Origin of the sequence: Cronbergia sp. UHCC 0137, from assembly GCF_034932285.1 — a bacterium.
Lineage (GTDB): Bacteria > Cyanobacteriota > Cyanobacteriia > Cyanobacteriales > Nostocaceae > Cronbergia.
In genome coordinates this window covers 1-9,785 of sequence record NZ_JAYGHC010000093.1, presented here as the reverse complement: position 1 = coordinate 9,785, position 9,785 = coordinate 1, and the positions used below count along the sequence as shown (strand labels likewise).

General features: G+C 40.5%; 9 protein-coding genes. 4 read left to right on the top strand and 5 right to left on the bottom strand.

The window, feature by feature from the left end; genetic code table 11:
- Window positions 1–87: 87 nt before the first annotated feature.
- On the bottom strand, window positions 88–1,671 hold the full coding sequence (locus VB711_RS25840; protein WP_323289297.1) for a bifunctional pantoate--beta-alanine ligase/(d)CMP kinase: 1,584 nt from the start codon (window positions 1,669–1,671) through the stop codon (window positions 88–90).
- Window positions 1,672–1,976: 305 nt separating this feature from the next.
- Here VB711_RS25840 and VB711_RS25835 point away from each other — a divergent pair, with 305 nt between their 5' ends.
- Window positions 1,977–2,996 (top strand): DUF262 domain-containing protein, encoded by a 1,020-nt coding sequence (locus VB711_RS25835; protein ID WP_323289296.1) that lies wholly within the window; start codon window positions 1,977–1,979, stop codon window positions 2,994–2,996.
- Between the two features lie 107 nt (window positions 2,997–3,103).
- Window positions 3,104–3,241 carry a hypothetical protein gene (locus VB711_RS25830; protein ID WP_323289295.1) on the top strand — a complete coding sequence of 46 codons (138 nt, stop codon included), beginning with the start codon at window positions 3,104–3,106 and terminating at the stop codon, window positions 3,239–3,241.
- A gap of 182 nt (window positions 3,242–3,423) precedes the next feature.
- Here VB711_RS25830 and VB711_RS25825 read toward each other — a convergent pair whose 3' ends face one another.
- From VB711_RS25825 to VB711_RS25815, 3 genes are all read right to left on the bottom strand, one after another.
- Window positions 3,424–4,743, bottom strand: coding sequence for a pentapeptide repeat-containing protein (locus VB711_RS25825; protein WP_323289294.1), 1,320 nt, complete (start codon window positions 4,741–4,743; stop codon window positions 3,424–3,426).
- A gap of 174 nt (window positions 4,744–4,917) precedes the next feature.
- Window positions 4,918–5,370 carry a DUF29 domain-containing protein gene (locus tag VB711_RS25820; protein ID WP_323289293.1) on the bottom strand — a complete coding sequence of 151 codons (453 nt, stop codon included), beginning with the start codon at window positions 5,368–5,370 and terminating at the stop codon, window positions 4,918–4,920.
- Window positions 5,371–5,518: 148 nt separating this feature from the next.
- Window positions 5,519–6,706: an FtsW/RodA/SpoVE family cell cycle protein gene (locus VB711_RS25815; RefSeq protein WP_323289299.1), complete on the bottom strand. Its 1,188-nt coding sequence runs from the start codon at window positions 6,704–6,706 to the stop codon at window positions 5,519–5,521.
- 133 nt (window positions 6,707–6,839) lie between these two features.
- Between VB711_RS25815 and VB711_RS25810 the strand changes: the two genes are divergently transcribed.
- On the top strand, window positions 6,840–7,583 hold the full coding sequence (locus VB711_RS25810) for a DUF561 domain-containing protein (RefSeq protein WP_416233624.1): 744 nt from the start codon (window positions 6,840–6,842) through the stop codon (window positions 7,581–7,583).
- Between the two features lie 104 nt (window positions 7,584–7,687).
- On the opposite strand, the gene VB711_RS25805 is transcribed toward VB711_RS25810, so the two are convergent.
- Window positions 7,688–8,836 carry a DegT/DnrJ/EryC1/StrS family aminotransferase gene (locus tag VB711_RS25805; RefSeq protein ID WP_323289292.1) on the bottom strand — a complete coding sequence of 383 codons (1,149 nt, stop codon included), beginning with the start codon at window positions 8,834–8,836 and terminating at the stop codon, window positions 7,688–7,690.
- A 166-nt stretch (window positions 8,837–9,002) separates the two neighbouring features.
- Here VB711_RS25805 and VB711_RS25800 point away from each other — a divergent pair, with 166 nt between their 5' ends.
- On the top strand, window positions 9,003–9,779 hold the full coding sequence (locus tag VB711_RS25800) for an ABC transporter permease (RefSeq protein ID WP_323289291.1): 777 nt from the start codon (window positions 9,003–9,005) through the stop codon (window positions 9,777–9,779).
- Window positions 9,780–9,785: the final 6 nt, after the last annotated feature.

Sequence of the window (9,785 nt, the reverse complement as noted above, 5' to 3'; positions counted from 1 at the left end):
GAGTATAACCTGAAATTCTGATTTAACCTGGAATGGTGCGTTACGCTGTCGCTAACACACCCTACTTTTGCACAGCACTAAAAGACTTTAGCCTAAACGATGGTAATAATCAACAATTTGTGCTGTTACCTGATCAGGATTTAAGCCATCAGTTTGAAGTTCGATCGCATCGGCAGCTTTTTGAAGGGGAGAGACTTGACGGGTGCTATCCTTATAGTCCCGTTCTGCAATATCCCGTTCTAGTTGCTCTAAACTCAGTTCAGGTTGACCTTGTTTTTGAAAGTCTTGCTGACGACGACGCGCACGTTCACCAACGGAGGCAGTTAAGAAAATTTTAATTTCGGCATCAGGGAAAACATGAGTACCGATGTCTCTACCTTCAGCGACTAAACCACCACGTTTACCCCAGCTTTGTTGTTGTTTAACCAATGCTTGGCGGACAGCAGCTTGAGCAGCGATCGCTGATACTTTAGATGTTACTTCTAAACTGCGAATTGCTTGGGTGACATCAATGCCATTAATCCAAACCTGCACGGGAGATTGGAGATCAACAGTGGGAGTTAATTCAATTGTACAATGGTCAGCTAATTGAGCGATCGCACAATCATCATCAAAAGCAATTCCTTCTTGCAGCACCAACCAAGTGATAGCCCGGTACATAGCACCCGTATCTAGATAGACTAAACCTAACTGTTCAGCCACTTGGCGAGCTACCGTAGATTTACCAGCACCGGCTGGCCCATCAATAGCGATGATCGGTTGACGATTACTCAAAATCGTATTATCAATTAAACGTGTAGAACCGAGACGAGCCGCGATCGCAAGCATTCCTTCTTCCTCAACTTTATCTAAAAACATCAATGTAGTCGGATCAACTAATTCGATATATTCCACCGAGATATTACTGACCTTGGCCATTTCTTGCCAGACCAATGCTATCAGTTCCTTGCTGTTGCGAATGCCAGCACTAAAAGCTGCTTGGGCTGTTCGTAAACCGCGAAACAAAACCGTTGCTTGCTCTTTTTCTGTTGCAGTCAAATATTGATTACGAGAACTCAAAGCCAAGCCGGAAGCTTCCCGCATTGTCGGACAAGCAACAATTTCCACTGGTAAATTCAAATCAGCCACTAACCGTTTAATAATTGCTAGTTGCTGACCATCTTTTTGACCGAAATAAGCTCGATCAGGCTGTACCAAGTTAAAGAGCTTGGTGACGATAGTTGTTACACCCTGAAAGTGGCCTGGACGAAAACGACCACACAAACTTGATATCATAGCATCTGGAGGGATAACTTGAGTAACTGAAGTTTCTTGTATACTCTTCTGTGGTAATGCCAGTTCTTCAGGAGTAGGGGCAAAAATGGCATCAACTCCAGCTTGTTCACACAGTTGACAATCCGACTCCAAGGTGCGGGGGTAGCGGTGAAAATCCTCTTTGGGTCCAAATTGCAGAGGATTGACGAAAATACTGACAATTACCGTCGAATTTTCCTGTCGCGATCGCTCAATCAAACTTAAATGGCCTTGATGCAAGTTACCCATCGTTGGTACTAACCCAATTGTCGTTTGATACCAGCTAGTTTTCAGATCATTTGGTATGATCAGCTTGTTTTCCCAACGACGTTTATCTAAATAGCAGCGTAAAGCTGCAACTGTTGTCAGCAGACGCACAAAATTCCTCTAGTTCTTTCTCAACTTCTTTACCGTAAGTGTATATCTGAAAAGAGCAAAGGGAACAGCGGTTCGGCTACGCTCACCGACCAGGAACAGGTAATCAATTTATTAGGTCGTATTTGCCGCTGAGTGCTATAGTGTGCTAGAAATTTGTAAATTGCCTGGTAAATGCGATCGCATTTGAGTTAATATCTCTAGAAGATTTTAAATAAAAGCACCTAATAACCTGGCAGTTGGGCTACGATCTAAGAGTATGTGCAACTAAGGCACTAATCTACTTAGCATAAACGTATAAAGAACCTATGAACTACGATATAGAAACAACCGCAAGTCCAAGGCTAGAAGTAGAGTATTACGGTGCTGATTTTCCTGTTGATGCCTTAGTGAAACGCATGGAAGAAGAAGAATTTATTATTCCAGACTTTCAGAGAAAGTATGTTTGGAAAGAAGAAGAAGCATCACGCTTTATTGAAACCCTGCTCCTTGGTCTTCCTAGTCCTGCACTCTTTTTAGCTAAAGATAAATTTTCTAAAAAGTATCTTGTTATAGATGGACAGCAACGACTGAAAACATTACAGTATTTCTTCCAAGAATCTTTTCCCGATGGGAAATTATTTAAGCTTAAAAGTGTCGTCCCACAGTTAGATGGCTTAACTTATTCCACTTTACCTTCATCCGAACGCCGTGAGCTTGATAATGCCATAATCCACTGTATAATCATATCTGAAAATTATGATCCACGTGGAATATTTTATCTATTTGAAAGACTTAATACTACTGGAACTCGCTTAAACCCACAGGAAATTCGTAATGCTATTTATCATGGTACTTTTAGTGAATTACTACAAGATTTATCAAGAAATGAAACATGGAGAGAGCTTTATGGCAAGGAAGATATTCGAGCTAATGAACAAGAGCATATTTTAAGATTTTTAGCTCTACATTTTGATTTAGAAAATTATTCAGGTAATATGACCAATTTTCTTAATCAATTTATGTTGAAAAACAAAGATTTAGATATAATTTCCGAAAAAGAAATAAAAAATATATTTTTTAATGCAATATTTTTTCTGCAAATTTGTATAGGTTCTGAAGTTTTTCATAAAAAACCAAAATTTCAAATTCTTTTTGATAGTATCATGCTTCTCATTGCTCAAGAGTTAGAAGTAGGTTTAGACTGTTCAAAGTTTAAAAAGTTTTACGAATTGCTGATTAATGACAAGCATTTCTGGTCATTTGCTCAACCCTCTAATACAACTAGAAAAAATCTGATAACGAGACTAGAGTATGTGAGTGAGCTTTATACAAATACAAACTTATGAATCCGTCTATATTAATAATTGTTAAACTATTGGTATTAGGGACTTCTAAATAAAAAATCTCTCAAACCCTCAATCCTCTGCGTTCTCTGCGCCTGTAGAGACGTTCCATGGAACGTCTCTACAACGGGGGAAACCCCCAAGACCGCGCTGCCTTGCCTCTGCGGTTAGTTAATCCAAGTCCCTTAATGTGCGATCTGCGATCGCTCTTAAACAACTTCTCACCCAATACTTATCGGTTAAGCTAAAAACATTAAATCAGGTAGGTTGGGGAGTCATCGCCTTGGACGGGTTTCCCGGCTTGTGGCGAATGACGTTTGACGTTAGGAAACCCAACATTTACGGGCTTTTGTTGGGTTGCGCTGTCGCTTGACAATCAAGACAGTCGCTACAAAAACTCTTAACCGATAAGTATTGACTTCTCACCAATTTATTTTCCCAGTCGATTAATAATACCTTCACAACCACCGGGAATAGTAGTTCTAGTTTTTTCTCCACCCCAGGTACAGCAATAACAACGGGCAGATTCAGCCATGCGTTGTACCTGAGTGAAATCGGCATTTTCTACAACTGCCCCAGTATATTCACCAGTTTGATAGTTTGGTGGTTCGCTGCGACTGCGGGGGGATGCGTTTTCTAATGAACCGTAAAATAGACGGACTCCATTTAAATCAGCACCGGTGAGATCGGCATCATATAAAATGGTGCGGGAAAGGTTGGCTTTGACTAAATCACAACCTTGCAGATTAGCGCGGACAAGATTAGCTTCACTTAAATCAGTCCAACGTAGATCGTTGTGTGAAAGGTCGGCACCTGCTAACATTACACCTAAGTCGATGACACGTACACCATCTACACGATCTTCGGCATAACCACCGTTACCATTAAGAATAGCTCGACCTAAACGACGATCGCGCTGGAGGGGTGAAAGTAATTTGGAACGGGAGAGAAAGCGGAGAATTTTGGCTTTACCACTGGCATCAACACTACTAAAAATTGCGGCAGTACGTCCTTCAGCGATCGCTCTTTCTTGCGGCCAGTCTTCTAATAATCCTTCTTCATCTAATACTAAATCAGAAACGCCTTGGAAATAGGAATCTATAGTTTGTTGTTGGGTAATGACATTTTGCTGGACTGTGAGCAGATTTTGTTGAATAGTTAAATCCTTAGAAATTACATATTGCCGCCATGCGACATAAACGGCGATAATAGCAATAAAAATTTGTCCTAAAGCCCCAAACCATTCTGCTAAAGTTCCCGAAGCATCCCAATTTATTTTACTTGCCCAAACTTGTAAGCGATCGCCCAATCCGGCAAATTTGTATAACCCCACCAATCCTACTAATAAACCTGCTGAGGCAATTAATATGGTTCTATCTTGGGGAGAAAACCAGGCTTTAATTATATTTTGCCACCAAGGAAAAAGTATTATTATTGATAATATTAGGGTAATTACCGTTGACAAAACACCCAACCATGAGATATCTAGAAAAAGGCTGAGTAAAGTGAGAGCGATCGCTAGTAAAGTTAATAGTAATGCCCTGGGTTTAACGGAAATTAGTTGATTATTTCCTGGTTTTATTTGGTCTGATTTGAGATTAGCGATCGTTGTTAAGGCTTGTTGAGTAAGCAACAACTTTGAACTCAGTTCATGTTCTCTTGCATCACCATCAAAGTCATCTGGCAGCAAATCTTTGTCGTGACTAAGTTCTGGACTTGGTATATCATCGGGATTAGATTCAGTAGTCATGACTCAATTTTAAAATAGATATTAGAATTATTAATTTTCGGATATTTTGTAGTTTGTAGTTTGTAGGGTGCGTCAGACAGAATAATTTAGGCTAAAATCAGTAAATTTAAAATTCTGACGCACCTGATTTAATCTAAAAAAGCAACTTAGGTTATTAGTAGAAATAGGCAATAATTAATCAAATTCTGTTTCAATACCGACAGGAAAACTTGAATCAAAAATCTGTCCAATAGTATAAGGACAGTCAGAGGGCAATATTTTTTTCTTTATTGGTGTTTCAGCCAGGACTAAATCTAATCCTGAGATAAAACCTTCTTTTACTGCCATATCTAAGTATGATTTCAGACTGGGATTATCTCCCAAAAGCTTGTGAATTTCACGTCTTTGATGATTAATCGTTATCTGCCAACTTCGTACCCGCTTTTCTGGCTGATATTGCCATTTGAGTAAATGTCCAATCAAAACACCCAACCGACTTTCTAATTCTCGTCTTTCTTGTCTCCCCAAAGATTCAATTTCCTGGGCTAAATTTTCTAAATCAAGTCCGTCGATTTTGCCAAAACGCAAGCGTTCAGATTGTTCTATCGTCCACCGATAAAAATCTGTCTCATACAAACTAGCGTCCATATTTTACCTCGTTGTGGCTAGGATAACTTCACTTGCCATATATTCAAATATAGCGATTTTCAGATAGTCTAATTATTTTCACCACAATGGTACTGTAAATTGGTTTGGGCATAGCGATCGCCTTTACTAAACACGGTTGGGAAATCGACTAAAGTATCCTTCTTCTCCGTGTGTTTTCAGTTTGGTTACGTCGTAACGGTACTACCTCAGCCTCATTACTCTCCCGTGCTACCCGAATTAGTAAGGCAGAAGCTACCAAACTGGCAATCATTGAATTACCACCATAACTAAACATCGGTAATGGTAAACCTGTAGTTGGTAGAGAACCTGTTGCTACACCAATATGCAGCAAGGATTGTCCAATAATTACAACCGTTATGCCAATTGCTACCAGTTTATGAACTGGATTTTTTGCTTTTAAGGCTACGATTAATCCTAAAGTAGCAAATATGCCCAAAAGGATCAATAGAAGTATGCTACCAACAAAGCCAAATTCCTCAGCAAACACCGCAAAAATAAAATCAGTATCTTGAATTGGTAAATAAAATAACTTTTGTTGAGAAAGTCCAAATCCAGCCCCCCAGGTATTACCAGAACCTACAGCTAGTAAACTTTGTACCAATTGATAGCCGTCTCCTGTAGGATCAGCCCAGGGATTCAAGAACGACATCACCCGTCTACGCTGATATTCTTTTATGCTGATACTAATTAATCCTAACATGACTCCACCGACCGCAGTACCACTCAAATATTTGTATGGGAGTCCAGCAGCTAAAGCAATTAACCAAATGGTCATTCCACAGAGTGAAGCTGTACTCAAGTTAGGTTGAATCAGAATACCTAATATTACCAGACAGAAGACTCCCAGCCAAGTAAAACGTATTCGCCAAGTTAATTTTTCCCACTGGCCAAAAAGTCGCGCACTTTGCAGCACTAAAAAGGGTTTAATTAATTCTGAGGGTTGAAGGGGAATTGGTCCGATCGCTATCCATCTTGCTGCATCAAAGGCTTTTTTTCCTAATCCTGGTACTAGGGTGACCAAAATTAACAGCAAAAATAGAATTAAAAACCAGTGACAGACCCCCAATATTTTCCGCAAAGGAAGATTTACAATAATATTGAAGATCACCAAGGATACGAAGACCCAAACAATTTGACGTTTAAAATAGTACAATCCGTCGCCATGACGATCATCAGCAACGGCGTAAGATGCTGAAAACAACATGATTAAGCCAACAAATAGCCAAATCAATGTTAACCATCGCAATAAACGGGCTTCTAAGGACCAAGTGGAGACAGAATCATCAAAAATTGGGATTAGTCGGCGTAAATTCACTTTTTTTCTCAATTTTACCCGTGATTTTAGTAAATAAAAATCTGTGTGTGATGTCGGTGGTTGGCGGATGACTGGACTTTATGTATCCATTAGTGTCAAAATATTCCTACTTGATAATTGCCAAAAAAGAATTATGATCTATCCTACTCTTCAACGCTCGATCGCTCAAGGGAATGTGTTAAAAATTATTAGCGGTTTGAATAACTTTGACCGCGATCGCACTGCTACTATTATTAAAGCTGCTGAATTGGGTGGTGCTACCTTCGTCGATATCGCTGCTGACCCCAGTTTAGTTGAGTTAGCTAAAAGTTTGACAAAGTTACCAGTTTGTGTTTCAGCCGTAGAACCAGAAAAGTTTGTCATCGCTGTCGCTGCTGGTGCTGATTTAATTGAAATCGGTAATTTTGATTCTTTCTACGCTCAAGGACGCAAATTTGAAGCTGAGGAAGTTTTAGCCCTAACTTACCAAACCCGCGCCCTATTACCAGAAATTACCCTATCTGTAACCGTTCCTCACATCTTGGAATTAGACCAACAGGTACAACTGGCGGAAGAATTGGTTAAGGCTGGTGCTGATATCATCCAAACTGAAGGCGGTACGAGCAGCCAACCCAGTCACGGAGGTACTTTGGGCTTAATTGAAAAAGCAGCCCCCACCTTAGCTGCCGCATATCAAATTTCCCGTGCTGTTTCTGTGCCTGTGTTGTGTGCTTCGGGCATTTCTAATGTTACCGCACCACTAGCGATCGCTGCCGGTGCTGCTGGTGTGGGTGTCGGTTCTGCAATCAATCAACTCAACAGCGAAATCGCCATGATTGCCGCAGTTCGTAGTTTGGTGGAAGCTTTAGCTACTGCTAATACTCGTACATTCGCTTAAAGATTACCTGGGAAATGGGTGAATGGAGGCAGGGGAGGCAGGGGGAAGATACTTTTTTCCAATCACCAATCACCAATCACCAATCCCCAATCACCCATCACCCATTACCCTAAACAATCTTTCAAAGCATAAATCACCTGATCTTGCTGTTGTTGCGTCAACTCTGGGAACATGGGTAAAGATAACACCTGACTACTAGCTTGTTCAGACATGGGTAAGTCTCCAGGTTGATAACCAAGGCTTTGATACACTGGCTGCAAATGTAAAGGATAGGGATAGTAAATCATTGAATTTACACCCTTTTCTTGAATTTGATTCTTTACCCAGTCTCGATATTTAGAACTTGCACCATTTCGATCTTGACTAGAAACGCGAATTGTGTATTGATTCCATACACCAACGCCTCCTAGTAATTCTTGAGGGGGAATGATACCAGGAATTTGGCTGAGAAATTGGTAATAATAATCAGCGATCGCTCTGCGTCTTTCGTTCCAATGATCTAGATAACGCAGTTTAATTTGCAAAATCACCGCTTGCAGGGCATCCAAACGGCTATTAATCCCCACTTGTTCATGAATATATCTAACTTTACTGCCATGTTCTCGTAATATGCGTAACTGGGTAGCGATCGCTGGATCATTAGTAGTAATTGCACCCCCATCACCACAACCACCAAGATTTTTAGTTGGGTAGAAACTAAAACAACCAATGTGTCCAATGCTGCCGACCTTTTGACCACCCCAACTTGCACCAGTAGCTTGAGCGCAATCTTCAATCACTGGTAAATTGTGAGATTGAGCGATCGCCATTAACTCGGTCATGTCCATAGGTTGTCCGAACAGATGCACCGGGATAATCGCTTTGGTTTTAGCTGTAATCGCTGCTGCTACTTTTTCTACATCCAAATTAAAGGTAGTCTCATCAATATCAACAAAAATCGGCTTTGCACCCACCTCACTGATCACCTCAGCCGTAGCAATAAAAGTAAAGGGGGTAGTGATAACCTCATCTCCTGCCCCAATTCCTAAAGCCCGTAAAGCCAAATAGAGGGCATCAGTACCAGAATTGCAAGCTACACAGTTAGACACACCATGATAGGCCGCAAACTGTTTTTCAAAACCCTCAACTGCTGGTCCACCAATATAACGACCAGAAGCTAGAACTTCTAAAACAGCAGCACTTATTTCCGCCTCAATGGTGGCGTATTGCTGTTTAATATCAAAAGCAGGGACGGAATTTACACTTTGGATCATGATTTTTTATATTATTGGCAGATAGAAAAGAAGTATGAAGTGAACAGTATGAAAGATTAGATATAGCAGAAGTCAGGAGTATTAGGTCAAGCTGCGCTAACAATTGATGTCCTAACCACCTTGGCAGTTGCTATATCCTTAGAAAAAACCCTCAATTGGAGAAACCATGCCGGATTTAATCAAATTGGATCAAATGGATTTGGTTTTAGTTATTGGACTGATGGCGATCGCCATTGGTTTATCTGCCTGGGAAAAATTAGGACTAGAATTAAACTTAGCGATCGCTACCGGCAGATCCATCCTCCAATTAATCGTTTTAGGATACGTTTTAGACTTCATCTTCGCTCTTAACAACCCTTGGGCAGTTGTAGCGATTTTAGCAATAATACTCACCATTACAGCGATCGTTGCCCGAAATCGTATCAGCCAAAAAATTGCCCAAGGCTTGCCTTTAGTTTGGGTAGCGATTTTCATCAGTACCACCTTAACTTTACTCTATACCAACTTTTTGATCATTCAGCCAGAAAGATGGTACGAACCCCGTTATCTAATACCCCTAGCCGGGATTTTGATTGGTCAAGCCATGAATGCAGCAGCCCTGGCCGGAGAACGTCTGGTTAGCAGCATTAACCAACATCCAGTAGAAATAGAAACCCATCTTAGCTTAGGCGCAACTCCCCAACAAGCAGTTAGTCAATATCGCCAAGATGCTGTTAAAGCTGCATTAATTCCCACCATCAATCAAATGATGCTCATTGGTATGGCCACATTACCAACATTTACCACTGGACAATTACTAGCAGGTATCAACCCCCTGGATGCCGTATCATATCAAATATTGATTATTTTTATGGTGGCTGTAGCCAATTTACTAACTACAATTTTAATTACCAAAGGTTTATGTCGTCAGTTTTTTAACTCTGCGGCACAATTAATCAGATAATCTATT

What these genes read in the sequence shown, in the direction of transcription:
- VB711_RS25835 (WP_323289296.1), top strand. Translation starts at nt 1,977, where the DNA reads ATGAACTACGATATAGAAACAACCGCAAGTCCAAGGCTAGAAGTAGAG.
- VB711_RS25830 (WP_323289295.1), top strand. Translation starts at nt 3,104, where the DNA reads ATGGAACGTCTCTACAACGGGGGAAACCCCCAAGACCGCGCTGCCTTG.
- VB711_RS25825 (WP_323289294.1), bottom strand. Translation starts at nt 4,743, where the DNA reads ATGACTACTGAATCTAATCCCGATGATATACCAAGTCCAGAACTTAGT.
- VB711_RS25820 (WP_323289293.1), bottom strand. Translation starts at nt 5,370, where the DNA reads ATGGACGCTAGTTTGTATGAGACAGATTTTTATCGGTGGACGATAGAA.
- VB711_RS25810 (WP_416233624.1), top strand. Translation starts at nt 6,840, where the DNA reads ATGATCTATCCTACTCTTCAACGCTCGATCGCTCAAGGGAATGTGTTA.
- VB711_RS25805 (WP_323289292.1), bottom strand. Translation starts at nt 8,836, where the DNA reads ATGATCCAAAGTGTAAATTCCGTCCCTGCTTTTGATATTAAACAGCAA.
- VB711_RS25800 (WP_323289291.1), top strand. Translation starts at nt 9,003, where the DNA reads ATGCCGGATTTAATCAAATTGGATCAAATGGATTTGGTTTTAGTTATT.